The organism is Streptomyces pacificus (assembly GCF_011766325.1).
Taxonomy (GTDB): Bacteria; Actinomycetota; Actinomycetes; order Streptomycetales; family Streptomycetaceae; genus Streptomyces; species Streptomyces pacificus.
Genome location: NZ_BLLG01000007.1, coordinates 201,589 through 226,098, shown reverse-complemented (window position 1 = coordinate 226,098; position 24,510 = coordinate 201,589). Strand labels below are relative to the sequence as shown.

Here is a 24,510-nt window from a genome sequence, read left to right as displayed (position 1 = left end):
ACGGACGGGGCCCCGCCGCCCGCCCCGGGGTGTGGCACCCTACGGGGATGACCGACCAGTACGTCCTCACGCTCTCCTGCCCGGACAAGCAGGGCATCGTGCACGCGGTGTCCAGCTACCTCTTCATCACCGGCTGCAACATCGAGGACAGTCAGCAGTTCGGAGACCGGGACACCGGCCTGTTCTTCATGCGGGTGCACTTCTCGGCCGAGGAACCGGTGACCGTGGACAAGCTGCGGGCCAGCTTCACCGCGGTCGGCGACTCGTTCTCCATGGACTGGCGGATCCACCGCGCCGACGAGCGCATGCGCGTCGTGCTCATGGTCAGCAAGTTCGGCCACTGCCTGAACGACCTGCTGTTCCGGTCGCGGATCGGGGCCCTGCCGGTCGACATCGCGGCCGTGGTCTCGAACCACACCGACTTCGCGGAACTCGCCGCCTCCTACGACATCCCGTTCCGGCACATCCCCGCCACCAAGGACAACAGGCCGCAGGCGGAGGCGGAGCTGCTGGAACTGGTGCACGAGGAGAACGTCGAACTCATCGTGCTGGCACGCTATATGCAGGTCCTCTCCGACGACCTCTGCAAGCGGCTGAGCGGCCGGATCATCAACATCCACCACTCCTTCCTGCCGAGCTTCAAGGGCGCGAAGCCGTACCACCAGGCACACGCGCGCGGTGTGAAGCTGATCGGCGCCACGGCGCACTATGTGACGGCGGAACTGGACGAGGGCCCGATCATCGAGCAGGAAGTGGAGCGCGTCGGCCACGAGGTGACTCCGGAACAACTGGTCGCGGTCGGCCGCGACGTGGAGTGCCAGGCACTGGCCCGCGCCGTGAAGTGGCACGCCGAGCACCGGATCCTCCTCAACGGCCACCGCACCGTGGTGTTCGGGTAGTTCCTCCGGCCGGCGGCCACCACGCGGTGCGCCCCGGGCCCGCACGCGTTCGCCCCGCACGCATCGGAGCGCCGCTCGGCCGACGACCGATCCGCTCGGCCGGCGACCGATCCGCTCGGAGGTGCCCGCTCGGAGCTGCCCGCTCAGAGCTGCTCCGCGCTGCGCTCCGTCAGCTCGTGCTTGGCAGCGATCCGGTTCCACAGCGCCGCCGCCTCGCGCTTCGCCTTCGTCGCCACCCCGCTCTGTGCGTTTGCCTGGGCCGTCTGACCGGTGCTGCGCGCCTCGCCGCCCTTGCAGCCCTTCTTCTCCTTGACCTGGCCGGCCCAGGCCGCGTAGTGGTCGTCCGCCGAGGCCGACGCCTCCCACGCCTTCTTCAGCGAGGCGGTGAGCGCCTGGTGGTCCGGAAGCTCATCGACGGAGAGCTCCTGCAGGCGGGTCACCAGCCCGCGGCGCTGTTCCGCCGCGCCTCGCAGATCGGCCGCCGCCTGGTCCAGGTTCTCGCAGATTTTGATCGACTCAACGGATCGGATCACCGCGGCACGGCTGTCGTTGCTGTCCGCGAGCAGCTTGTCGAGCTCTGCGGCCTGTGCCCGCACCGGGTCCTCCCCGGCCTCCCCGGCCTCTCCGGCGGCCCCGGTCGCGGGGGAAGCCGCCGCAGCGACACTGGCACTGGCGCCCTGGCCGTCGTCACCGCCACTGCCGCCGAACATCAGCGCACTCGCACCGAGCCCGAGCACGGCGCAGCCGACCACGACCGCGCCGATCATCGGCAGCCGCGAAGTACTCCGTGCGGAGCTCCGCGAGCCGGGGCGGGACTCGGCGGATCGGCGGGCCGCGCGACGGCCCGGGGACGAGGGGGAAGCGTGAGAGGCGTTAGACGGCTGCGGAACGTGAGACGAGTGCGGGACGTGGGACGAGTGCGGGGCGTGGGACGAGTGCGGGGCGTGGGACGGCTGGGCCCCGTACGCCGGCTCCCGAACGGACGGCGGATGCGGCGTCGCCACCCGGCCTGCCGGGCCCGCATCACTGCGGAAGAGGTTGTCGAACTCGGCGGGAGGCTGCCGGTCTCCCGGTGCTCCGGGCCGGATGTCGTACGGGCCGCCGGCCGCCGGCGGGGTCCGCTGCCGCGAGGCGTTCGGGTCGGCCACGGGAGGCAGGTGCTGCGTCGCCTCCACGTCCGCTACAGAAGGCAGATGCTGCGTCGCCTCCACGTCCGCTACAGAAGGCAGATGCTGCGTCGCCTCCACGTCCGCCGCAGAGGGCAGGTGCTGCGTCGCCTCCACGTACCCCGTCGGAGCACCCGGAGCGCCGCCTGCCGGCCCTGCCCACCCTGCCCCGGGGAACGGCGCCGTCCCCGCCGGATTCTCCGGTGGCAACACCCCCGGCCCGGGGACGGCCGGTGTGCCGGACCGCATCGCGGCGGTCGCGTCGCCGGCACCCGGCGGGAGCGGCGCGATGTACTGGGTCGCGTCGGCGTCGGGCCCCGCGGGGGCCTGCCCGCCGGTGTGCCCGTAGCCGTACGGAGTTCGGGTCGGCTGGGGTGCCTGGTGAGGCGTGTGCGGCGGGAGCGGCGGAAGCGGCGGCGGGGTCCCTGCGGACACCGGCCGCGGATACGGATTGCCGGCGCCCGGCGGCGCCTCCTCCGGCAGCGGCTGCGCTCCCCGGCCCGGGTCCCAGGGGGTGCCGCCGGGTGGGACGGCCCGCTGTGCGCCGGCTCCCGGCGGGTAGGGCTCGCTACCGTCCGCGGGCGACCCGGCGCCTTCGTGCGCGGGCCGCGAGGCGGGATGCCACGACTCGTCACCCTGTCCGCTGTGCGTCACCGGGACTCCTACGTGTAAACCTATGGAATCGACGGTTCACGCTACCGGGTGACTCAGGGCGTCCGCACACGCCTGCGGCAGCCGTAACAAGAACGTCCTCGGAGACGCTGCTATGGCCTCCGGTACCGCGTCAGACGGGGTTCGCCCGGACGCGCGTTGCCTGACGCGGCACCGGATCCCCCGTCGGAGGCCGGCCGGCCCACCCGGCGCCGCGCACGCGGCACCGGGCCCCACGGCAACGGGAGGGACTCCCGCGGCGCCGTGACCGGGCCGGGAACACCGGGACATGCCGCCACCACACCGCGGACACCATGAAGTACCGGAGCACAGGGCGACCTCAGAACGTACCGGCGCAGCGAGAGACATCAGGGGCGGAGGTGCGTGTTCCGCCCCACCGGGACGGTCCCGGAAGGCGGACCGTCCCGGCCGGTCTCACGCGGCCTGCAGCTGGAGTCTCGCCCCGAACTCGCGTACCGCCGGCTCCGCCGCGAACGGTTCCAGCCGCTGGTGCAGGTCGTCCAGATACCCGGTGCCCCGGCTCGAGCGCAGAGTCCCGAGGAGTTCGATCGCCCGCGTGCCCGTGCGGCAGGCCTCCTCGACCTCGCGCTGCTGGAGCCGGGCCGTGGCGAGCAGGACGAGGCCGATACCGCGGCGCCGCGCACGCGACTCGGGATGGCCGTCCAGGGACTCCGTCGCCCGTCGTGCCGCCTGGTCGGCCTGGCCGAGGTCGCGGTGGCAGTGGGCCAGCTCGTCGGCGAGGTAGGCGTGGTCGAAGTGGGCGATCCAGTCGGGGTCGTCCCCCGATTCCGGGTCCGCCCGGTCCAGGGCGGCGACGGCCCGGCCGACCGCCTCCTGGCAGCTGCGGACGTCCCCGAGCAGCGCGTGCCCCCGTGCCTCAGCCGCGTGGAACATCGCCTCCGCACGGGGGGTGACCTGACCTCGGGCGCCCTCCTGCGCGGCCCGCGCGAGCTGTGCGATCTCCCGCGGGTTCCCGAGCTCCGCGGCGAGATGGCTCATCGACGCGGCCAGCACATATCCCCCGTACGCCCGGTCGCCGGCGGCCTGGGCGAGCCGCAGCGCCTGGATGTAGTAGCGCTGGGCGAGGCCCGGCTGGCCCGTGTCGACGGCCATGTACCCGGCCAGTTCGGTGAGTCGCGCCACCGCGGCGAAGAGCTGCCGCCCCACGGGTTCCCGGTATGAGCCGGAGACCAGCCCGGACACCACGCTGTTGAGGTAGTGGACGACGACCGGCCGCACATGCCCGGCGCCGAAGCGATGGTCGAGACCGGTGAGCGCCCTGGTCATCGCCCGTACCGCCGCGACGTCCGGGAGCCCCACCCGGGCCCCGGCCTGCCGGGCCACCTGGGCGTCCGCTCCGGTGATCAGCCAGTCCCTGCTGGGCTCGACGAGCGCCGAGGCGGCCACCGTCGAGCCGGTCAGGAAGTCCCGCCGGCCGACATCGCTGCGCCACAGCTCGCAGGCCTGCTCGATCGCTCCGAGCACGGTGGGGGCGAACTGCAGCCCCACACCGGACGCCAGGTTCTTGCCGTTGGCCATCCCGATCTCGTCGATCGTGACCGTGCGGCCGAGCTTGCGGCCCAGCGCCTCGGCGATGACGCCGGGCGCCCGGCCGCGCGGCTGCTGCCCGCGCAGCCAGCGCGCCACCGACGTCTTGTCGTAGCGGAGATCGAGGCCGCGTTCCGCCCCGACCATGTTGACCCTTCGGGCCAGACCGGCATTGGAGCATCCGGCTTCCTGGATCAGCGCCTGCAGCCGTTCGTTCGGCTGGCGGGCGACGAGTGGCCTCGCTGCCATCACTAACCCCCTGTGCCGGACCGCGCCGGTCGTGGTCTCGTGGTCTCGTGGTCTCGTGGTCTCCGCGGTGATCTGCCACCGATCACTTCCCGGCGCCATCCGGAGAATGCCCATGAGCTCGGCTGAACTCTGGTGAATTCGGACGAGTTCATATGAGTCGGGTTGAGTTCGGACGAGTATGGATGAATTGCGATGATTTGTGATGAGTTGGGCTGGGATGGGATGAGTTCGGACGATGACGGGTGAGTGACGCTCACCCGCAACTGGCTACCCGTCCGCCGGGCCCGGCCCTCATGCGCGCCCCCACCCGTGCACCCGTGCGCCCCGCAGGGGGGTTCGATGCTCCGCCGCCCGACTCCGCGCGCCCGTAACCCGTGCTGGTAGGAGGAGTTGTGTTTATCGTGGAAAACACGATCGAAGGTTCATTCGACCTCGCCGAACCAACGCGGATCCCCGCACCGCGCGGCACGCAACTGCTGGACAGCGCGGTCCGGTACGTGGAGGAGCGCCACTGGGAGGTGTTCCCCGGCACCTGGCTGGAGCCCGTCGAGGGCGGTGAACGGTGCTCCTGCGGCGCCTCCGTGTGCGATGCGCCGGGGGCGCACGCGGTCCGTTCGGACTGGTCGAGCCAGGCGACCGGCAGCCCCTCGGCCGTGCGCCGGCTGTGGGGCAGGCAGCCGAAGGCGTCGGTCCTGCTGCCCACCGGGAGGACCTTCGACGCCCTCGAGGTCCCGGAGTCGGCCGGTTTCCTCGCGCTGGCCCGGATGGAGCGGATGCGCACCGCCCTCGGGCCGGTGATGTGCGGCCCGGACCGGCGCATGCTGTTCCTGGTCCTGCCGGGCGCGGCCGCGAAGCTCCCGGAGCTGGTGCGCCGACTCGGCCGGATGCCCGGGGCGCTCGACCTGGCGGCACGCGGAGACGGGCAGTACGTGGCGGCGCCGCCGACCCGCGTCGGCGGCCGGGGCGGCGCCGTGCAGTGGGTACGCAGTCCGACGCCCGTGAACCGCTGGCTGCCGGACGCCGAGGAGCTGCTCAGCGCGCTGGCCTACGCATGCGGAAGGGAAGCCGCCGACGGACGGAGCCGCCGATCGTAGGGTGGTCCCCGTATACGGGGACGACGGAAGGCGGCACGGCATGCCGGACCAGGCATCAGAACAGGTATCGGACGAGGTACCGGACCAGGTATCGGACGAGGTACCGGACCAGGCGTCAGGGCCGGTGTCCGGGGTACCGGGGGACGTACCGGACCGTACCGCGGGCGAGGTCCCTGACCGCAGGGTGAACGCGGTGGACGGTGCGCCCGAGGCGGCGCCGTCCGCCGTCCGTGTCGAGGGGCTGTGGAAGCGGTTCGGTACGCAGGTCGCCGTCGCCGGCGTCGATCTCACCCTGCCCACCGGCAAGTTCATCGGCCTGGTCGGGCCCAACGGCGCCGGCAAGACCACCACGCTGTCGATGATCACCGGACTGCTCCGCCCCGACCAGGGCAGGATCGAGGTGGCCGGCCACGACGTCTGGAAGGACCCGGCCCAGGTGAAGGCCAGGATCGGCGTCCTGCCCGAGGGCCTTCGGCTCTTCGAGCGTCTGTCGGGCGGTGAACTCCTCTCCTACACCGGCCGGCTGCGCGGGCTCCCCGGCGAGGAGGTCGACAGACGGGCCGCCCAGCTGCTGGAGGTGCTCGACCTCTCCGGCGCGCGGCACAAGCTGGTCGTCGACTACTCCACCGGTATGCGCAAGAAGATCGGCCTGGCGGCTGCGCTGCTGCACAATCCGCAGGTGCTGTTCCTGGACGAGCCGTTCGAGGGCGTCGACCCGGTGTCCGCACAATCCATCCGCGGGGTCCTGGAGCGGTACACCGCGTCCGGGGCGACGGTCGTGTTCTCCAGCCATGTGATGGAGCTGGTGGAGTCGCTGTGCGACTGGGTCGCCGTGATGGCCGCGGGCCGGATCAGGGCGCAGGGCCCGCTCTCCGAAGTCCGCGGCGCGGCGGGATCGCTGCAGGACGCCTTCCTGGAACTCGTCGGCGCGCACGGCCGCGACGCAGGCGAGGCGCTGGACTGGCTCGGCGGCGGTGCGCGATGACGGCCTCCGCGCCCGCAACGGCGCCCGCCGCGGGACCCGCCACGGCGCCCGCATCGGGGCCCGCAACGGCGCCCTCGCTCATGTCCGTCTTCGTACGCCTCAAGCTGTCGCTGCTGACGAACGGACTGCGCCAGTCCACAGGCCGCACGGCCGCGTTCGTCGCCTCGGCCGTGCTGGCGCTGCTCGTCGCCGCCGGTCAGCTCATCGGCCTCGCGCTGCTCCGCGGCACGGCGTCCGCGGCCTCCCTGACGGTGCTGCTGATCGCGGTGGTGGCGCTGGGCTGGGCGTTTCTCCCGCTGTTCTTCCCGAGCGGCGACGAGACGCTGGACCCGACCCGGCTGGTGATGCTGCCGCTGCGCCCGGGGCCGATGGTGGCGTCGCTGCTGGTGGCGTCGCTGCTGGGCATCGGCCCGCTGTTCACGCTCTGCCTGGTGACCGGCGCCGCGCTGGCAGTGGCGCACGGGGCCGCCGGTGCGGCGGCAGCGGTGGTGGCGGTGCCGTTGGCGCTGCTGGTGTGCGTGGCACTGGCGCGGGCCGTCGCCGCCGCCAACATCCGGTTGCTGACCAGCCGCAAGGGCCGTGATCTGGCCGTGCTGAGCGGTCTGGTGATCGCGGTGGGGGTGCAGCTCGTGAGCTTCGCGGTGCAGCGCCTCGGTCAGGCGGGCGGCCTGGCGGCGCTGGATCCGGCCGCGGCCGTGCTGCGCTGGATCCCGCCGGCATCGGCGCTCGGCGCCGTCGACTCGGCGAGCAGCGGGGCGTACGGGGCGGCCGCCGTCCAGCTCGCCCTGTCCGCCGGCGCCCTGGCCGGGCTGCTGTACGGCTGGCAGCGCAGCCTGACCCGGCTGATGACCGCCCCGGACGGTTCGACACTCGCGGCGGCCTCGGAGCCGACCCGCCGCGACAGGCCCACAGGCCTGCACCGGATGCTGCCGGGCGGCCGCACCGGCACGGTCATGCAGCGCAGCCTCCGCTACGTCTGGCGTGATCCGAAGACCAAGATGGCGTGGGTGTCGGCCCTCGTGGTCGGGCTGATCGTTCCGCTGTTCAACGCCCTTCAGGGCACCGGCTCGATCTACTTCGCCTGCTTCGCTTCGGGGATGCTCGGCGTCCAGATGTACAACCAGTTCGGCCAGGACACGTCAGCGTTCTGGATGGTCGCGCAGACGATCGCCTCCCCCCGCGACGCGTTCTGCGAACTGCGCGCCCGCGCACTGGCGTTGCTGCTGATCACCCTGCCGTACACGGTGCTGGTGACGGCCGCCACGGCCGCTGTGCTGGGCGACTGGCGGGCGCTGCCCGAGGCGCTCGGGATCGCGCTGGGGCTGCTCGGCGCGCTGATGGCGACCGGTGCGGTGGCGTCGGCGCGCTTCCCCTACTCGATCCCGCAGGACAGCGCGTACAAGAACGTGGCTCCCGGCCAGGGCGGTCTCGCGTGGATCTCCATCTTCGGCGGGATGATCGCCTCGGCAGTGCTGTGCTCCCCGCTGATCGCGCTGACGATCTGGCTGAACGCGGCGAGCGCCGATTCCGCGATATGGGTGCTGCTGCCGCTGGGTGCCGGGTACGGCGCGCTGCTGGTCTGGGGCGGGCTGCGGCTGGCGGCCCCGCAGACGGCGGCGCGGCTGCCGGAGATCCTGGCGGCCGTCAGCAAGGGATGACCGTGGCCTGATCCTCGCGGTACGCCGGGCAATGCGGCCCCTCTCCTGCGGTACGGACCCGTCCGGCGCGGATGCCGAGGACCCCGTCGCCGAGCACCGGAAGCCGCGGTACGGGCCCACGGATGGCGTCCCACCGAGCGGTGTAGCCGATCAGGCTCACGAAATCCCCAGGTCACGGACCGAATCGCTCTCGTCGCAGGCCCTGTGCAGGCCCCCCGGGCCGGGACCGGCGGTGATCGCACGGCGGCTGGCCGCGCCGCGTGCCGGACCCTGCACGGCGGAAGCGACGGGCCGCGATGGCCGCGCCACGACCGGCTGCACCAGGACCGGGGACCCGGCCGGGACCCGACCGGCCGGCGCCCCGGGCGTCCGCGGACCCGCGAACTAGCAGACCCGCGAACCCGCGAACCCGCGAACCGAGCCTCCGGCCCACACCCCGGCCCGAGGCGACGGCCCGAAGCGGCGGCCCGGGGTTCGAGCGGATGGATCTCCGTATCGCGGTCGGCACTTCCCGCGTGCGCGGCGGGGCCGGCCAGTCCGACGGCCCTCTTCCGCTTGTGGGGGTCATGTGCAGGAAGCGCGGGCTCACGGCGACGGGCCGGTGGCGGGGCGGCGACAGGACGGGATCGCTCCGACCGCCGGCCCTTCGCCGTATACAAGCGCGCATGGCAGGACGGCCCGGACACCGGGGAGGCGCCTCCCCGGAGGCGCCGGATTCCGGCCGAAGGACACCCCGGAGCGGCATTCCACCGCCGAACCGTTTCCGCAACGCCACAGGCCAGACGTTCGTTTCGAGTTGGACCACCCATGTCCGTCCATATGGTGGACAGTCGTTCACGCATCCCGCACACCCCCACCGAGCTGCCCGAACGGCCATTCGGTAGGCATACCTTGAACGTACGCGGCCGGAATCAGGTGATGAATGTGCGATCACTGTGCGCATCAGCAAGACTCCCGAGCGCAACCGAACACACCGTCAAAGGGGTTCACTCATGCGTTACATCGTCCACACACTCGGCGCGACAGCCTCCGCCGCGGCGCTCGTGCTCAGCGGCCTGGCCGCAGGCACCGCGCAGGCCGATGCCGCCGGTGACACGGGGCTCTACACCCCGTCCGCCCTGGTGCTGACGGTCGGCAGGGGCGAGGCCGCAGAGACGGCGACCGTCGAGCGCGCGGTGACCCTGAACTGCGCCCCGACACCCGGCGGCACTCACCCGTCCGCCCGCTCCGCCTGCGCGGAAATCACCACCGTGAACGGCGAGTTCGCCAGGCTGACCCATACCTCTGACCGCCCCTGCACCCTGGAGTGGGACCCGGTCACGATCACCGCGGCCGGGGTCTGGGAGGGCAAGCGCGTCGACTGGTCGGCCACGTACGGCAACTCCTGCGAGATGAGGGAGAGCATGAACGGGTCCACGGTCTTCGCGTTCTGAGCGCCCTCGGCAGCGGCGGACCGGGGCACCGACGGCGGTCCCGGTCCGCCACACCACACGGGACCACACGGGACCGCACCGCACCGCACCCCACCGCACCGCACCACCGTGGACCGGATGGCCACCTCCCCGGCCATCCGGTCTGCCGCGGCCTCCGAGGCCGGGCTCCAGGCGCACGCAGGGCCGAGACGGGAGCCGAACACGGAGGCGAGCGCGGGGAGAAGCGAATCCGGAGGCCGAAAGCATGCGGCGGAACAGCGGAGCGCTGCGGAACGGAACGCATAGCGACGAGCAGAAAGCCAGGCGGGCGGGGCGGGCGGGGCGGGCGGGGCGGGCGGGGGGCGGACGCGGAGCCGCCCATGCCCTGTCACTCCGTCAGCACGTCCCTCAGGAAGGGTTCGACGACCGACCGCCAGGCATCAGGCTGGTCGTAGTGGACGAGATGCCCGGCGTCGGCCACTTCCGCGTACCGCCCGCGGGGCAGGACACGGACCATCTCCTGGGCCTCCGCCCGGCCCAGTTCGCCGTCGAGTCCGCGGACCACGAGCGCCGGGCACTCGACCTGGGCCAGCGAGTCCCAGTGCGCGTCGTGCACCCAGGTCGCCCGGGACCTCAGCATCTGGCGGCGCGAGAAGACGGGCCGCCAGCCGTCCGCCCGTTCGGCCATCACCTCGGCGAAGAACGCTCCGCGTGCGGGGCTGGGACGCTCCAGCCGGGGGTCGTCCTCGCCGAACCACCTGCGCACGTCCGCGAGGGTCGCGAAGGGCACCGGCCATGAACGGAACCAGTCCTCCCACTCGCGCTGGGAGGCCGCCCCGAGCGCCGAGGCACGCATATCGCAGATGACCACGGCCCGGACCAGGTCCGGGCGCTCGGCGGCGAGTTGCCAGGCGGTCAGCGCCCCCATCGAGTGGCCGATGAGGACGGCGGGAGCGAGCCCCAACTGCTCCACGGCCGCCGCCGCGTCGTCGATGTACGACTCGCGGGTGAACGCGCCGTCGGAGGGACGCTCGCTGCGGCCGTGCCCGCGCTGGTCGAGGGCGAAGGACCGGTGCCGCTCAGCCAGCCAGCGGGCGGTGGCGGCCCAGTGCGAACCCCGGCCCATCAGCCCGTGCAGGAGTAACACACCCGGGGCGCGGTCCACCTCACCGCACCCCTTGGGCGGGTCGGCGAACTCCCAGGCAGCGAGCCGTACACCGGCCGTACCGGTCACGTCGATGCGCCGCACCATGATCCTGGCACCCCCTTCTGGCCCTCGTGGATCCCCGGGCTCTCCGAAGTGATCGAACCCCGCCAGGCTATCGAACTTTCATTCGAAAACCGGCTTTCGACGAGCAACACCCCTCGTTCGAGTGACCACCTTCAAGGATTGACGGCCGTCGCCGAGGGGAGATCTTCAGCGGGAGGCGGGCCGCTCGGGGAAAACGGTCCGAGGGGAACGACCTTGAGAGCTCGGGGCTCCAGGTCGACAAGGGGGAGGACGGGCCCCGGCGCCCAAGGGCGCCGGGGCCTTTCGCGTGCGACAGGCGCATGGTCCGCTCCCTCCCCTGCGGCCGCCCGGGCCCGCTCCGGGCCGACCCGGTCATATGCCTCAGCCACAGAGTGGCACGCAGAGCGGCCCGGGCGCTGCCGTTCCGGCCGGAAGGCACGCTCACCAAGGGGCGCCACGGCGGGCGGAGGAGTTGCCCTTCGGCCTGGCGCTCGGCTCGGGGGCCCTGGACACCCGCCCCCGCAACCGGGACCGGTCACAAGCGCCTCCCGTGCGCCGCGGACGAACGGAGCGATCGCTCAGCGCTTGGCCACGAAGACATGAGAGGCGATGTCCGCCGCCAGCTCCGCGGCCTCGCCCCCGCTGCCCACCAGCACACCGCCGGCCGACTCGGTCACGCTCACCACCGATCCGGGCTGCACACCGGCACGCCGCAGGGTGTACATCAGCTGGGCGTCCGTCTGGATCGGCTCCCCGATCCGCCGGACGACCACCGTCTTGGCCTCAGCGCCGGCGTCGAGATCGGCCAGACTGACCATGCCTGCGTCGAGGAACGCCTCGGCCCCCGCCTTCTCGCCCAGCTCCTCCAGGCCCGGAATCGGGTTGCCGTACGGCGACTCGGTCGGGTGGCGCAGCAGCTCCAGCACACGCCGCTCCACCGCCTCGCTCATCACATGCTCCCAGCGGCACGCCTCGGCGTGCACCTGCTCCCACTCCAGGCCGATCACGTCGACCAGCAGACACTCGGCGAGCCGGTGCTTGCGCATCACCCGGGTGGCGAGGCGGCGGCCCTCCTCGGTCAGCTCGAGATGACGGTCGCCCGCGACCGTCACCAGCCCGTCGCGCTCCATCCGTGCGACGGTCTGGCTGACCGTGGGCCCGCTCTGGTCGAGCCGCTCCGCGATGCGGGCTCGCATCGGGACCACGCCTTCTTCCTCCAGCTCGAGGATGGTGCGGAGATACATCTCCGTGGTGTCGATCAGTCCGGACATATGTGCCCCTCGAAGAAGTCGTGCCGTGGCCCTGACCCAATTCTGACGCATGCCGCCGACAACCGGGCCGAGACTGCGTGGAACCCCTATTGACAGGGCGATGGTCCACACCTCAACGTGATCCGCGGCATGGCCGGAGCGGACGGACGGGACGGACGGGACGGACGGGACGGACGGACGGGACGGACGGAAGAGACGACCGGGAGGGATGGCGGCGATGGGCGGCGGCGAGCAGGCAGCCAGGTTCCTCGACGCCGCGATCGGCCTGCTGGAGCGCGTACGCGACGAGGAGGCGGCGAACATCGCGGCGGCCGGCAGGGCCATCGCGGACACCGTCGCCGAGGGCGGCCGGCTCTTCGCCTTCGGCGCGGGCCACTCCTCCCTCGCCGCGCAGGACGCGGTCTACCGGGCCGGCGGCCTGGCCGTGATGAACCTGCTCGCCGTCCCCGGCACCGTCGGTGTCGACGTGACGCCCGCGCCCCTCGGCTCCGCACTGGAGCACGTCCACGGACTCGCCGCTGCGGTGCTCGACGCAGGCCCCGCCCGCTCCGGCGACGTGCTGCTCGTCGTCTCCCTGTCCGGGCGCAACGCCCTGCCGGTCGAGATGGCCCTGAGCGCACGGGCTCGCGGTCTGAAGGTGATCGGGATGACGTCCGCGGCGTATGCGAGCGCCACGAAGTCCCGGCACGCCTCGGGCACCCACCTCAGGGACCACTGCGACATCGTCCTCGACTCCAAGATCGCGGTCGGCGACGCCGAGCTGACCTCGGAGGGCGTCGATGCGCCCTTCGCCCCCGCGTCCACCGTCGTCACCAGCGCCCTGATGCAGGCCACCGTCGCCGCGGCGGTCGGTGAACTGGCCGCGCGGGGCCTCCGGCCGCCGCTGCTGCGGTCGGGGAACGCGGACGGCGGCCGCGAGTGGAACGACCGGGTCATGACCGAGAACGCGGACCGGATCTTCTACCGCCGCTGAGACCCGTCGACGTTCTCCCCGCGGCCGCTCCCGGGCGAAGCACGGCCTCAGCACGGGGTCTGCACCGCCGCCGAGAACTGATCGCACTCCGGCGCCCGCCGGACCGAGTGCTGCCCGGGAAGGCCCGGGCCCCGTGGCCGCGTCGCCCTGCCGGGACGCCATCGTTCCCCCGCTCACCCGCCGGCCGGACCCGCCACCCGGGCCCGGCCGCCACCCGGGCCCGGCCACCGCTCGCCCGGACGGCCCGACGCCCCGACGCCCGGTCGTGGCCCCACTGCCCCGCCGGGCGGCCCCGCGCCCCGCCGGGCCGGCGCCGTCTATCCGCCGCGCACCCCTGCCAGGTCCAGAGCCGTGGCCAGGTGCGCCGCGACGCTCTCCGCGTACTCCACGTCGGGGCGCTCGAAGCGTGGGCGGTTCGCGGACCGGAGGAAGGTGACGACCCCGAGCGTGCGGCCGCGGCTGCGGAGCACCGTGCACAGGGCGTGCACCGTGTCGCGCGGCCAGCGGCGTTCCACGGCCCAGCCCTCCGTGCGGTCCGGCCCCCCGCCCGTGCTGGTGCGGACGGAGCCCGCCCGGTCCACCGCCTGGAGCGCCGGGTGCGCCCGGGGGTACCGGATCGGGATGCCGCCGCCCGTCGCCCGGGCGACCGGCCCCGGGGCGCCCTCCGGCGTCGCCGCCGCCCGCACCAGGCGGTCGCCGCCCTCCGGCAGGACGTCGAGGAGGGCATGGTCCGCGAAGCCGGCGAGGGCGAAGTCCAGCCGGGTGGTCGCCGCCTCCATCGGGTCCTCGCACTCGGCCGCCGCCCGGGCGGCCCGGTGCAGCTGGCTGAACCGGAAGCGCAGCCGGTCCGCCCCCTGCTCCGCGAGCCTGGCCTCCGTGACGTCCTGGAACAGCCAGCCGACGCCCAGCGGAACCGGCTCCTCGGCCAGCGGGGACGCGAGCCTGAGGAATCCGCTGCGCAAGCACCTGCGCCGTTCACCCTCCTCGGTACGCACCGTCAGCCAGAGCTCCACCAGCGCGCCCGGCGCACCGTCGGCGAGGACGTGGTGCAGCGCGGCCTCCACCTCCTCGACGCCCTGTACGACCAGTTCCCCGAGCGGGCGCCCGAGCACCGGCGTACGCCCGGCGGAGCCCAGCATCCGGGCCGCGTGCCGGTTCGCCACCGCGGGGCGCAGGTCCACGTCCACCAGTACGACGCCCCACGCCGCGTCCTCGAGCAGCGCCTCGCTCAGGGCGATCGAACGCTCCAGGTCGATCTGGGCGTGTACCTCGCTGAAGGCGCAGTACACCCCGGCGGGCCTGCCGTCGGCACCGCGCACACCGGCGGACTGCGTCCGCACCAGCACCCGCCCGCCGTCCTTGCGCAACAGCGCGAACTCGTGCACGTGACGGCCCGGCGCGGTCATGGCGGCCATCAGCCGGCCCCGTACCTCGTTCGCGTCCGCGGCCCGCGCCGCCCATCCGGCGAATCCCCGCCGCCCGACGGCCTCCCCCGGCGACCAGCCGAGGATCCGCTCGGCCTCGCGGTTCCAGTGCGTGACCACGCCGTCGGCATCGAACGCGCAGAGCGCGGCGTCCATACCGTCCAGCAGCGCCGCGAGCAGATCGGAACCGGGGCCGTCGCGCTCCGGCTCGTCCGGTCCCAGCGCGCTGGTGGCCCCCCTCCTGGAAGCACTCATCCCGGCACCCCCTGCAGGACGTCTCCTCGGCCGGTGCCGCCCTTCGCGAAGCGGCACCCCCGTCATTCAACTGGAACGTGACCCAGGGCACATCGTTTTCCCGGAAATCGTCACCCCTGCAGGTTGCCCCGGCAAGAACCGCCCGGCCGAAAAGGGGTTGATCCGCCCTCGCGCGGTTCCTAGTGTGGGACTCCTCGAGAAGGGAGGTGATTCGGAACATGAAGGCATTCCGGACGCGAGAGGTGGCTGCGGGCTAGGGCCCGTCGTCGCACCTGCGTGCACCTCGGCAGGGCCCCTGCCGAAATCCAAGCAGTCACCGACCCGCGGGCTCGCCGGTACGTCCGGCCGGCTTCCTCCTCGGAGGGACCCGAGCCCGCGGGTTTCCGCTTCCTCCCGGGCGTCGACGCGGCGTCCGGAGTCCCATCCCCGGGTAAACCCCACCTCCGGAGCTCCGACCTGCCGGAGCCCCCTGCCTGCCGGAGCCCCCTGCCTGCCGGAGCTCCGGTCGCCCGGGCCCGGGGCATCAGCGGCCCCGGCCGCCCGGCCCGGTCGTCAGGAGCCCAACCCGGGCAGGGACCCTGCGCGTCCGGCACCCGGCCGCCCGAAGCCCACCCCGGCCAGGGCCCGATCGCCTCGGGCGCACCGGACCCGCAGGACCCGCGGGACCCACCGGCTCAGGGTGCCAGCCGCTCCACGCGCCAGCCACCGGGCTCCCCGGGAACCCTCACGTACCGGAGCCGGTCGTGCAGCCGGTTCTCATGGCCCTGCCAGAACTCCACCGTCTCGGGCGCCACCCGGTAGCCGCCCCACTCGGGCGGCACCGGCACCTGCTCACCCGCCGGGTACCGGCCGGCCAGCTCCTCGTAGCGCCGCAGCAGCTCCCCGCGGGACGCCAGCACCGACGACTGGGGGCTCGCCCAGGCGCCGAGCTGGGAGCCGTGCGGCCGGGTCCGGAAGTACGCGGCCGTCTCGTCCCGGCCGACCCGCGCAGCGGTGCCGGTGACGACGACCTGGCGAGTCAGCGGATGCCAGGGGAAGAGCAGCGAGACATGGGGGTTGGCCTCGATTTCCCGGCCCTTGCGGGAGGCGTAGCTGGTGTAGAAGACGAAGCCGCGGTCGTCGAAGTGCTTCAGCAGCACGGTCCGGGAGGACGGCCGGCCGTCGGGGGTGGCGGTGGAGACGATCATGGCGTTCGGCTCGTGAAGCCGCCCGGACGCGGCGTCCTTGAACCAGTGGACGAACTGCTCCATCGGCTCGGCGGGCAGTTCCGCCTCGTCGAGCGGCGTCGAGCGGTAGTGCTCACGCATGGCGGCGGGGTCGAGGGGGTCGGTCACCAGACTTCTCCCGGAAGGCCCCGGCCTTCAGGGCGGGGAGGAATGGGTCCTTGGCGCGGAGGCGCGGAGCGCCGGAGTTCGCTGCGCATCTGTTCTGACCTGTGCTCTCTTCCGTTGTCAGTGGGGATTGTGAGGTTGCGGTTCATGACGAGGACACCGGTAGCCGCACGGGGGGCCGGTCATGCCCGGTACACCTTCCGGCTCCGTGTGTCGTCCGGCGCCCTCGCCCAGCTCGAAGACGAGTGGGCGCGCTGCCGCTGAACTACACGACCCGTGGTTTGCGGATCCGGGACGGGCGGCTGCACCTGGCCGGCGGGATCGTGCTGGCGGTGGTGTGGTCGCGGGAGCTGCCCGAGCCGCCGTCCTCGGTGCGCGTGTACCGGGACAGTCCCGGGCACTGGTACGCCGGCTTCGTCGTGGCCGCGGTGACCGAGCCGCTGCCGGAGACCGGCGCGGTCATCGGCATCGACTGGGGCGTGAAGGAGACCGCGGCCACGACCTCCGACGCCCACGACCTGCCGCACGCCCGGCATGGCAGGACGGCCGCCCGGAAGCTCGCGCACTATCAGCGGATGATGGCCCGGCGCCGCACCCCGAAGAACCGGCCCGGCACCAAGGGCTACAAGAAGGCGCGCCGGGCGGCGGCGAAGGTGTCGAAGAAGATCACACGGCAGCGGACCGACACCGGCCGCACATGGGCCAAATCGGTTGTCCGTGACTTCGATGCCCTGGCGGTGGAGGACTTCCGACCGAAGCTCCTCGCCAAGTCCACCATGGCCCGCAAGGCCGCCGACGCCGCCATCGGCGCCACCAAGACCGCACTGGTCGAGATGGCCCGCAAGCACGGCCGCACCGTGCACCTGGTCAACCCCGCGCACACCACGACGGACTGCGCGCACTGCGGGGCGAGAGCCAAGCACCGCATCCCCCTCTCCGAAAGAACGTACACGTGCACCGCGTGCGGAACCGTGTCCCCACGGGACAAGAACTCCGCCCGCGTGATGCTCGTCCGGGCTGGTCTCAACCCTGCTAGTGCCGATCTCGTAAGCCCTGCCCGTCGCTGACGGCCAGGCAGAGTGAGCGAGGAATCCCCCTCGTTTACGAGGGGGAGAAGTCAAAGGGTCATCCTGCCGCACGGGCCTCCCGCCTTCCCCTCCCTCCCCGCCCGTCCGAGGCCGCGCCTCGTCGGGCGGGCGGGCGGCCGGGGGCCGCCGTCGGCGTCGGCGTCGGCGTCGGCGGCCATCAACGGAACGGGAGAGTGCGGAGGCCGCTGGGCGCACGGTCCACGGTGGTCGGGCGGCGAGCTGCGGCACTCCCGTGCGGTGCGGTGCGGTGACGCAGCGGTCCCCGACCGTACGCGGAGGCCCGCGCGGGGGCGCGGAAGTCCACGACGGCTCACCGGCAGGGGGAGGGGCACCCGCCACTTGCTCGGGGCGCGGCGAAGTCTTCCCGGCACGGGGTGCCGCCAATCCTCCGGAGCGGATCGGCGACGTGTGCCGGATGTCACGCTTCCCCGCATCGGTGGGACCCGCCAAAATCGTGCGCTGGGCCGCTGTGGCCCTCCCACGACGCGAAGCGGGTGACCACACTCCGCGCGGGGCATCACCGTGTTGGTCGCCCCACCCGGGCCGAAGCCTGTCCCGCCACACATCTGAGGAGCCGCCTGATGTCCGACTTCGTACCCGGACTCGAGGGAGTCGTCGCGTTCGAGACGGAGATCGCCGAACCCGACAAGGAAGGCGGGGCGCTCCGCTACCGCGGTGTCGACATCGAGGACCTCGTCGGCCACGTCTCCTTCGGGAACGTGTGGGGGCTGCTGGTGGACGGGGCGTTCAACCCCGGCCTGCCGCCCGCCGAGCCGTTCCCGATCCCCGTGCACTCCGGCGACATCCGGGTCGACGTCCAGTCGGCGCTCGCCATGCTCGCCCCCGTATGGGGCATGAAACCGCTTCTGGACATCGACGAGACGCAGGCACGGGACGACCTGGCGCGGGCGGCCGTGATGGCACTGTCGTACGTGGCACAGAGTGCCCGGGGGCAGGGCCTGCCGATGGTCCCGCAGCGGGAGATCGACAAGGCCGAGTCGGTCGTCGAGCGCTTTATGATCCGCTGGCGCGGTGAGCCGGACCCCAGGCATGTGAAGGCCGTCGACGCCTACTGGACGTCGGCAGCGGAGCACGGCATGAACGCCTCCACGTTCACCGCCCGGGTCATCGCCTCGACGGGCGCCGACGTGGCGGCCGCGCTCTCCGGCGCCGTCGGCGCCATGTCCGGCCCGCTGCACGGCGGTGCCCCGTCCCGGGTGCTCGGCATGATCGAGGAGATCGAGCGCACCGGCGACGCGGTGTCGTATGTCAGGAAGGCCCTGGACAAGGGCGAGCGGCTGATGGGTTTCGGCCACCGCGTGTACCGGGCGGAGGACCCGCGCGCCCGGGTGCTGCGGCGGACGGCCAAGGAACTGGGCGCGCCCCGCTACGAGATCGCGGAGGCGCTGGAGAGGGCCGCGCTGGAGGAGCTGCACCATCGCCGCCCGGACCGGGTCCTGGCGACGAACGTGGAGTTCTGGGCGGCGATCATGCTGGACTTCGCCGAGGTGCCGGCGCACATGTTCACGTCGATGTTCACCTGTGCGCGTACGGCCGGCTGGTCGGCGCACATCCTGGAGCAGAAGCGCACCGGGCGGCTGGTACGCCCCTCCGCCCGCTACATCGGGCCGGGCCCGCGCGATCCTCGCTCGATCGAGGGCTACGCGGACATCGCGGCCATCGCCGGGCGGTAGGCGGCGGCCGCCGGGCCACCACCGCACCACCGCACCACCGCCGCACGTCGTCCCGGGCCCACCGCGGGGTCCCGGTACGCGCGGCGGTGGCCCCGGCCGACGGGGCCGGAGCCAGGCGACCGGCTCTCCGGGCCCCGCGGCAGTCCGGAGCCGCGGCGGAGCCGGAACCGGGCGGCGGGGCCGGAACCGGGCGGCGGTCCGGAGCCGGAACCTGAGCCGCGGTGTAGCCGGGCGGCGGGCCGGGGCCCGGCCGAGGGCCGTGCCGCCGGTCAGGCCGCCCGCTCCACCAGGTCCGCGTGGTGGCGGGCGGCGACCAGCGGATGCGCCCGCAGCTTGCCCTTCAGCTCGTTGCGCCCGTACTCCGCGAACAGCGGGTTGGCCGGGTCGGAGATGACGCCGGGGGCGTCCGCCGCGTGCGGGAAGGCCAGCGGGGCGACGCGGGCGTCGAGCCGCGGGTTGAAGAAGAACGGCGCGGAGAAGCGCTCGGTGGCACCGGGCGGGCTGACCACACGGTGGTTGGTGGCGACGAGGTAGCCGTTGGTGGCCACCTCCAGCAGCTCGCCGAGGTTGACGACGAACGCCCCGGGCAGCGGCGGTACGTCGTGGAAGAGCCCGTCCTCCCGCTGCACCTGGAGGCCGCCGATCCGGTCCTGGTGGAGCAGGGTGAGGAAGCCGTAGTCCTTGTGGGCGCCGACGCCCTGGTCGGCGCCGTCACCGGCGCTGCCCGGGTAGCGGACCAGCTTCAGGTGCAGATGGGCCCGGTCGCCGAAGATGTCGTCGTAGAAGTCCGGCGGGGCGCCGATGGCCGCCAGCAGCTCGTGGAGCAGCCGGTGCGCGACCGCGCTGAGCCGGTCGATCCAGCCGAGCGCGGCGGTGCGCAGCTCGGGCAGTGCGGCGGGCCACTGGTTGGGGCCTTCCAGCCACCAGTAGGCGGGCTCACCCGGCCCGGGTGTGTGCGCGGGACGCTCGGCGCCGATGTCGAGCTGGTCGCGCCAGTCGCGGCTGCCGCGGGTGCGCTCGTCGCCGACGCGGGTGTAGCCGCGGAAATGGGGCGAGTTGACGTTGTCGATGGCCTGCCGCTCAGCCTCGGGCAGGGCGAAGAACGCGCGTGTCGCGCGCATGAGGGCGTCGGTCTCGGCCGGAGTGACGCCGTGTCCGACGAGCTGGAAGAAGCCCACGTCATGGGCGGCGCTGTGCAGACGGGCGTGCAGACCGGCGCGGGCCTCGGGGCCGCGGCCGGCCTCCGAGAGGTCGATCACCGGGAGCTGGGAGAGGCGCGGGGGGAGTACGCCGCCCGAGGGGACTGAGGCGCGCGGGGCACGCGGAGCGTGCTGCGGGATGTGCTGCGAATGAGACATGGGTGCGTCCGCTTTCGGTGTCCCGGCCTCCGGTCCAGTGGTTGACCAGGGTGGGTGCCGCCGGCGTCCGCCGGGGTGGGGCGGGGCCGGTGGGCCGGGTGAGGTGGAGTCAGGGCGTGGGTCGTTGGTGGGCCCGACAACCCATGCTCGTGACGCGGAGGAAGTCCACGTGGCGACGGCGAACGAGCGGAAGCATGCGGAAAGGGTACGACGCGGAACCGCAGAACGGTCATGATCCAGATCACAGGGCCCGCGGGCAGGTTGATCCGGCGGTCGGCGCCACCGGTCCCGGGGCACGGGTCCAGGGCACGGGGCCAGGGCATGGGCGGACGCCAGCGCACCGGATGACCACTTCCCGGCGGACGCCACGGCTCCACCCCGACCAGACCGCGGCACGGCGCGGCGGACGGACCGTATCCCGGCGGCGCGGGTCACGCCGCCGGCCGCACGACGGCCCCGTCCCGGCCGGGCCGCCCGGCCGGATGCCCGTGAGCCGGATCCGGTCGCCGCGGAGTCCGGCCAGGTCGCAGGGAGCCGCGGGGACTCGCCGGGATCAGACGGCATCAGACGGCATCAGACATCGTCATCACCACGGGACCTCAGCATCTGGCGGCGCAGCGCCGGCTCGCTGACGGTCGCGGGATGCGCGTCGTCCCGGCCTCGGGCCCGCGACGCCCCGCTGCCCCGCATCCGCATCCGCATCCGCATCCGCATCCGCATGCCATCGGTGCGCGGATGCCTTTCCACTCACCCCAGTGCTTCCTCCATCAGCCGCGCCCACTGCCGCACGACCCGCCTCCGCCGGGCCGCGTCGTCCGTCAGCAGGTTCGCGAGCCCCAGGCCGCGGGCCATGTCGAGTAGCCCCTGGACGGTCTCGCGTACCCCCGGCACCGTCTCGTCCGCGCCGAGCAGCTCCACCGCGATGCGGTGGGTCTCCCGGCCGACCCGTGCCTCCAGTTCGGTGACCCGGCCGCGCAGCTGGTCCTCGTTGGAGGCCGCGACCCACAGATGGAGGGCCGCGCGGAACAGCGGGCCGGTGTAGAGGTCGACCAGCGCGGCGACGACGGCAGCCCGGCTCTGCCCGGGGAGGGACCGCAGGGCCGAGGAGCGCTCCTCGGCCACGTACTCCACGGCCGCCGTGAACAGGTCCTCCCTGGTGGGGAAGTGGTGCTGTGCCGCGCCCCGCGAGACCCCGGCCCGCTCGGCGACCACCGAGACGGTGGAGCCCGCCCAGCCGCGTTCGGCGAGGCAGGCCACCGCGGCCTCCAGCAGCCGCTGCCGGGTCGCCCGGCTGCGATCCTGCTTGGGCTCCTTGGCGGAGCCGGCGGGGGAGGTCACCACACCCATGCGGGATCCCGTCGTTCGAGGAAGGCCGTCATGCCCTCGCGCGCCTCCGCCGAAGCGAAGAGCGACGCCGAGCGCTGGACGAGGTCCTCGGCATCGCGGTCGAAGGTCTCCCGCACCCTAGCCGTGAGCAGCTGCTTCGTCGCGTCCAGGGCCCGCGGTGAGGCTCTGCGGAAACCGTCGAGCACCGGTGCGAGGGCCGCGTCGACATCCTCGGCGACGGCCGTCAGCAGTCCCATCCGGGCCGCCTCCGCGGCATCGAAGCGCTCACCGCTCAGGTAGTAGCGGGCGGCCGCACGGGGCTCCAGACGGGGCAGCAGCGGCAGGGAGATCACCGCCGGCGCCACCCCTATCCGCACCTCGGTGAACGCGAAGTCGGACCCGGCGGACGCCGCGGCGATGTCGCAGGCGCCGACGAGTCCGAGCCCGCCGGCCCGCACCCGGCCGGTCACCCGGGCCACCACGGGCTTCGGCAGTTCGACGATCCGCCGCAGCAGGGCGACGAAGGTGTAGGGGCTCGGGGGCTCCTTCAGATCGGCTCCGGCGCTGAAGGTGCCCCCGGTGTGGGTCAGGACGACGGCCCGCACGGCGGGGTTCTTCCCGCACTCGGCGACGGCGTCGCCCAACTCGCCGACGAGCCGCGCCGACAGTGCGTTGCGGTTCGCCGGCGAGTCCAGCGTCAGCGTGGTGATGCCGCGTGCGGTGGCGGCCTTGACGACTGCGCCGCTGCCGGTGCCGGTGCCGGTGGATGTCACGTGGTCCATACCTTTCTTCGTGGGTTGCTTCGGGTCATTTGCAGGATCGGGACACCCAGGGGAGTCTCCTTGTTCGAGTCCTGCCGGGGCGGTTCGGGGCTCCGGGGGCCTTCCGGCCTCCCGGATGCTCCCGGCGCGCCGGACCGCCCCGGGAACGCGGGGAACGCCGGGCTCCCGCCGCTCCGGAGGCTGCCGGTTCTCGCTGGTCTCCGGGAGCCTCCGGGTCTCCCGGTACGTACGATTGCCGGTGCTGCCGGTGCTGCCGGTGCTGCCGGTGCTGCCGGTGCTGCCGGTGCTACCGAGTCTCCCGGTCGCGCAGTTCACGGCGGAGGATCTTCCCCGAGGCGGCCCGGGGTACTCCGTCGACGAACTCGACCCGCCGGATCTTCTTGTACGGGGATACCCGCCCGGCGACATGGGCCAGGACGGCGTCGGCGGTCAGATCCGGCGCGGCGGCCTGCCGTACGACGTACGCCTTGGGCACCTCGTTCCCGTCGTCGTCGTACACGCCGATCACAGCCGCGTCCGCGATGCCCTCGTGGGTGAGCAGCACGGCCTCCAGCTCCGCGGGGGCGACCTGGAAGCCCTTGTACTTGATGAGTTCCTTGACCCGGTCGACGACGAACAGCCAGCCGTCTTCGTCGACTCGGCCGATGTCGCCGGTGTGGAGCCACCCCTCGCCGTCGATCATGGCGGCGGTGGCGTCGGGCCGGTTGAGATAGCCCTTCATCACCTGGGGGCCGCGGATGGCGATCTCGCCCTCCTCACCGGGTGCGGCGTCCCGGCCGGGGTCGTCGAGCGCCAGGATCCGCATCTCGGTGGAGGGCAGCAGCTTGCCCACGGCGCCGGGCGGCGGGTTCACCGCGTCGAGCGGCACGACATGGGTACCGGGCGACAGCTCGGTCATGCCGTACGCCTGGAGCACCGGCGGCAGCCCAAGCCGCTCCGAGCACGCCCGGGCGAGCCCGGCGTCGAGCGGGGCGGCGGCACTGACGACGTACTCGAGCGACGACAGGTCGTAGCGCGCGACCGCCGGGTGCTTGGCGAGGGCCAGCACGATCGGCGGGGCCACGTACAGGGCGCTGATCCGGTGCTTCTCGATCGCCGCGAGGAACTGGTCGAGGTCGAACCGGGGCAGCACGACGACGGTGGCGCCCCTGCGCAGCGGGGCGTTCATCAGCGCGGTGAGGCCGTAGATGTGGAAGAACGGCAGCACGGCGAGGATGCGGTCGCCCGGCTTCATGGGCAGGACGGGGTCCAGCTGCGCCAGGTTGGTGGCGATGGACCGGTGGGTGAGCATGACTCCCTTGGGCACGCCGGTCGTGCCGGAGGAGTACGGCAGGGCGGCGACGTCCTCGGCCGGGTCGATGGCCGCATCGGGTTCGGGGGCGCGGGAGCCCAGCATGCCGAGGACGGACCGGTGGCCCTCGGCCTCGTCGCAGACGAAGACCTCCTCGATCCCACCCGCCAGTTCGGCGGCCCGCCGGGCCGCTTCGAGCAGCGGGGAGACGGTGACGATCCAGCGGGCGCAGGAGTCGCGCAGCTGCTTGGCGAACTCCTCCGCCGTGGCGAGCGGATGGATGGTGGTGACGGACGCCCCGGCGCGGGTGGCGGCGTAGAAGACCACCGGGAAGGCGACCGTGTTGGGGCTGTGCAGGGCCAGCACGTCGCCCTTGCGGACGCCCGCTTCGGCGAACGCCGCGGCGAGCCCGCGGTGGCAGGTATCGAGCTGGGCGTACGTGAGGGTCGTGCTGCCGGTCCCGTCGACCAGGGCGACGGTGTCACCGTACTCGGCAGCCCTGCCCAGGACGGCCTCGTGGATGGGGACGGAGAGGGAGGGAACGTCCGCGTACTCGCTGTGCATCACCATGGCAGCCCCTTCGCGGTCGGTCGCGGTCGGTCGTGGCCGGTGGTGGCCGGTGGCGGTCGGTGGCGGTCGGTGGCGGTCGGTCGTGGCCGGATCACGGCTGGATGACGGCCCGCGGTGGCCGGTGATCGCCGGTGGTCCCCGGTGGTTCCCGGGCCACGGCCCGGCGGTGGCCGGGTCCTGGCCGGTCGCGGGCACTGGCACCGGCACCGGCGACCCGGCCGTGGCCCGGCCAC

The 24,510-nt window shown here is 73.3% G+C and carries 18 protein-coding genes and 1 pseudogene; 8 read left to right on the top strand and 11 right to left on the bottom strand.

Annotated elements, in window-relative coordinates:
* Positions 1-47 precede the first annotated feature (47 nt).
* Positions 48-899 (top strand): formyltetrahydrofolate deformylase, encoded by an 852-nt coding sequence (purU, locus tag SCWH03_RS14870; protein ID WP_173264708.1) that lies wholly within the window; start codon positions 48-50, stop codon positions 897-899.
* A 143-nt stretch (positions 900-1,042) separates the two neighbouring features.
* Here purU and SCWH03_RS29775 read toward each other — a convergent pair whose 3' ends face one another.
* The gene (locus SCWH03_RS29775; protein WP_308788873.1) at positions 1,043-1,666 is read right to left on the bottom strand and encodes a hypothetical protein; all 624 of its coding nucleotides are present in this window, start codon (positions 1,664-1,666) and stop codon (positions 1,043-1,045) included.
* Between the two features lie 1,485 nt (positions 1,667-3,151).
* Complete coding sequence (locus tag SCWH03_RS14860; protein ID WP_173264706.1) at positions 3,152-4,534, bottom strand: NsdA family TPR-like regulatory protein; 1,383 nt, start codon at positions 4,532-4,534, stop codon at positions 3,152-3,154.
* A 401-nt stretch (positions 4,535-4,935) separates the two neighbouring features.
* Between SCWH03_RS14860 and SCWH03_RS14855 the strand changes: the two genes are divergently transcribed.
* The 4 genes from SCWH03_RS14855 to SCWH03_RS14840 all read left to right on the top strand — a co-directional run bounded on the left by SCWH03_RS14855 (position 4,936) and on the right by SCWH03_RS14840 (position 9,704).
* The gene (locus SCWH03_RS14855; RefSeq protein ID WP_173264705.1) at positions 4,936-5,628 is read left to right on the top strand and encodes a bifunctional DNA primase/polymerase; all 693 of its coding nucleotides are present in this window, start codon (positions 4,936-4,938) and stop codon (positions 5,626-5,628) included.
* A gap of 40 nt (positions 5,629-5,668) precedes the next feature.
* On the top strand, positions 5,669-6,613 hold the full coding sequence (locus tag SCWH03_RS14850) for an ABC transporter ATP-binding protein (RefSeq protein ID WP_173264704.1): 945 nt from the start codon (positions 5,669-5,671) through the stop codon (positions 6,611-6,613).
* 80 nt (positions 6,614-6,693) lie between these two features.
* Positions 6,694-8,271 carry a transporter gene (locus tag SCWH03_RS14845; RefSeq protein WP_254076766.1) on the top strand — a complete coding sequence of 526 codons (1,578 nt, stop codon included), beginning with the start codon at positions 6,694-6,696 and terminating at the stop codon, positions 8,269-8,271.
* A 992-nt stretch (positions 8,272-9,263) separates the two neighbouring features.
* Entirely contained in the window at positions 9,264-9,704 is a 441-nt protein-coding gene (locus tag SCWH03_RS14840) for a subtilase-type protease inhibitor (protein WP_173264702.1), read from the top strand.
* A gap of 367 nt (positions 9,705-10,071) precedes the next feature.
* On the opposite strand, the gene SCWH03_RS14835 is transcribed toward SCWH03_RS14840, so the two are convergent.
* Positions 10,072-10,935: an alpha/beta fold hydrolase gene (locus tag SCWH03_RS14835; protein WP_173264701.1), complete on the bottom strand. Its 864-nt coding sequence runs from the start codon at positions 10,933-10,935 to the stop codon at positions 10,072-10,074.
* Positions 10,936-11,492: 557 nt separating this feature from the next.
* The gene (locus tag SCWH03_RS14830; RefSeq protein ID WP_173264700.1) at positions 11,493-12,185 is read right to left on the bottom strand and encodes an iron-dependent transcriptional repressor DtxR; all 693 of its coding nucleotides are present in this window, start codon (positions 12,183-12,185) and stop codon (positions 11,493-11,495) included.
* Between the two features lie 217 nt (positions 12,186-12,402).
* Between SCWH03_RS14830 and SCWH03_RS14825 the strand changes: the two genes are divergently transcribed.
* Positions 12,403-13,158: an SIS domain-containing protein gene (locus tag SCWH03_RS14825; protein WP_173264749.1), complete on the top strand. Its 756-nt coding sequence runs from the start codon at positions 12,403-12,405 to the stop codon at positions 13,156-13,158.
* A 317-nt stretch (positions 13,159-13,475) separates the two neighbouring features.
* On the opposite strand, the gene SCWH03_RS14820 is transcribed toward SCWH03_RS14825, so the two are convergent.
* A complete protein-coding gene (locus tag SCWH03_RS14820) occupies positions 13,476-14,837 on the bottom strand; it encodes a PAS domain-containing protein (RefSeq protein ID WP_173264699.1) in 1,362 nt (453 codons plus the stop codon).
* A gap of 674 nt (positions 14,838-15,511) precedes the next feature.
* Positions 15,512-16,171 (bottom strand): pyridoxamine 5'-phosphate oxidase, encoded by a 660-nt coding sequence (gene pdxH / locus SCWH03_RS14815; protein ID WP_173264698.1) that lies wholly within the window; start codon positions 16,169-16,171, stop codon positions 15,512-15,514.
* A gap of 221 nt (positions 16,172-16,392) precedes the next feature.
* Here pdxH and SCWH03_RS14810 point away from each other — a divergent pair.
* Together SCWH03_RS14810 and SCWH03_RS14805 are read left to right on the top strand one after the other, a co-directional pair.
* Positions 16,393-17,235: pseudogene (locus SCWH03_RS14810) on the top strand (RNA-guided endonuclease InsQ/TnpB family protein); the annotation flags it as partial.
* 602 nt (positions 17,236-17,837) lie between these two features.
* Positions 17,838-18,950: a citrate synthase 2 gene (locus SCWH03_RS14805; protein ID WP_173264697.1), complete on the top strand. Its 1,113-nt coding sequence runs from the start codon at positions 17,838-17,840 to the stop codon at positions 18,948-18,950.
* Positions 18,951-19,219: 269 nt separating this feature from the next.
* On the opposite strand, the gene SCWH03_RS14800 is transcribed toward SCWH03_RS14805, so the two are convergent.
* The 5 genes from SCWH03_RS14800 to SCWH03_RS14780 all read right to left on the bottom strand — a co-directional run bounded on the left by SCWH03_RS14800 (position 19,220) and on the right by SCWH03_RS14780 (position 24,277).
* A complete protein-coding gene (locus SCWH03_RS14800; protein ID WP_254076765.1) occupies positions 19,220-20,308 on the bottom strand; it encodes an isopenicillin N synthase family dioxygenase in 1,089 nt (362 codons plus the stop codon).
* Positions 20,309-20,881: 573 nt separating this feature from the next.
* The gene (locus SCWH03_RS14795) at positions 20,882-21,055 is read right to left on the bottom strand and encodes a hypothetical protein (RefSeq protein ID WP_173264696.1); all 174 of its coding nucleotides are present in this window, start codon (positions 21,053-21,055) and stop codon (positions 20,882-20,884) included.
* Positions 21,056-21,655, bottom strand: coding sequence for a TetR/AcrR family transcriptional regulator (locus tag SCWH03_RS14790; protein WP_173264695.1), 600 nt, complete (start codon positions 21,653-21,655; stop codon positions 21,056-21,058). It lies immediately after the preceding gene.
* Complete coding sequence (locus SCWH03_RS14785; RefSeq protein WP_173264694.1) at positions 21,643-22,416, bottom strand: enoyl-CoA hydratase family protein; 774 nt, start codon at positions 22,414-22,416, stop codon at positions 21,643-21,645. Before SCWH03_RS14785 ends, SCWH03_RS14790 begins: the two co-directional genes overlap by 13 nt.
* A 286-nt stretch (positions 22,417-22,702) precedes the next feature.
* Positions 22,703-24,277, bottom strand: a complete 1,575-nt coding sequence (locus SCWH03_RS14780) for a 4-coumarate--CoA ligase family protein (RefSeq protein WP_173264693.1) — start codon at positions 24,275-24,277, stop codon at positions 22,703-22,705.
* Positions 24,278-24,510: the final 233 nt, after the last annotated feature.

What these genes read in the sequence shown, in the direction of transcription:
- purU (WP_173264708.1), top strand. Translation starts at nt 48, where the DNA reads ATGACCGACCAGTACGTCCTCACGCTCTCCTGCCCGGACAAGCAGGGC.
- SCWH03_RS29775 (WP_308788873.1), bottom strand. Translation starts at nt 1,666, where the DNA reads ATGATCGGCGCGGTCGTGGTCGGCTGCGCCGTGCTCGGGCTCGGTGCG.
- SCWH03_RS14860 (WP_173264706.1), bottom strand. Translation starts at nt 4,534, where the DNA reads ATGGCAGCGAGGCCACTCGTCGCCCGCCAGCCGAACGAACGGCTGCAG.
- SCWH03_RS14850 (WP_173264704.1), top strand. Translation starts at nt 5,669, where the DNA reads ATGCCGGACCAGGCATCAGAACAGGTATCGGACGAGGTACCGGACCAG.
- SCWH03_RS14845 (WP_254076766.1), top strand. Translation starts at nt 6,694, where the DNA reads ATGTCCGTCTTCGTACGCCTCAAGCTGTCGCTGCTGACGAACGGACTG.
- SCWH03_RS14840 (WP_173264702.1), top strand. Translation starts at nt 9,264, where the DNA reads ATGCGTTACATCGTCCACACACTCGGCGCGACAGCCTCCGCCGCGGCG.
- SCWH03_RS14835 (WP_173264701.1), bottom strand. Translation starts at nt 10,935, where the DNA reads ATGGTGCGGCGCATCGACGTGACCGGTACGGCCGGTGTACGGCTCGCT.
- SCWH03_RS14830 (WP_173264700.1), bottom strand. Translation starts at nt 12,185, where the DNA reads ATGTCCGGACTGATCGACACCACGGAGATGTATCTCCGCACCATCCTC.
- SCWH03_RS14825 (WP_173264749.1), top strand. Translation starts at nt 12,403, where the DNA reads ATGGGCGGCGGCGAGCAGGCAGCCAGGTTCCTCGACGCCGCGATCGGC.
- SCWH03_RS14820 (WP_173264699.1), bottom strand. Translation starts at nt 14,837, where the DNA reads ATGAGTGCTTCCAGGAGGGGGGCCACCAGCGCGCTGGGACCGGACGAG.
- SCWH03_RS14805 (WP_173264697.1), top strand. Translation starts at nt 17,838, where the DNA reads ATGTCCGACTTCGTACCCGGACTCGAGGGAGTCGTCGCGTTCGAGACG.
- SCWH03_RS14800 (WP_254076765.1), bottom strand. Translation starts at nt 20,308, where the DNA reads ATGTCTCATTCGCAGCACATCCCGCAGCACGCTCCGCGTGCCCCGCGC.
- SCWH03_RS14790 (WP_173264695.1), bottom strand. Translation starts at nt 21,655, where the DNA reads ATGGGTGTGGTGACCTCCCCCGCCGGCTCCGCCAAGGAGCCCAAGCAG.
- SCWH03_RS14785 (WP_173264694.1), bottom strand. Translation starts at nt 22,416, where the DNA reads ATGGACCACGTGACATCCACCGGCACCGGCACCGGCAGCGGCGCAGTC.
- SCWH03_RS14780 (WP_173264693.1), bottom strand. Translation starts at nt 24,277, where the DNA reads ATGGTGATGCACAGCGAGTACGCGGACGTTCCCTCCCTCTCCGTCCCC.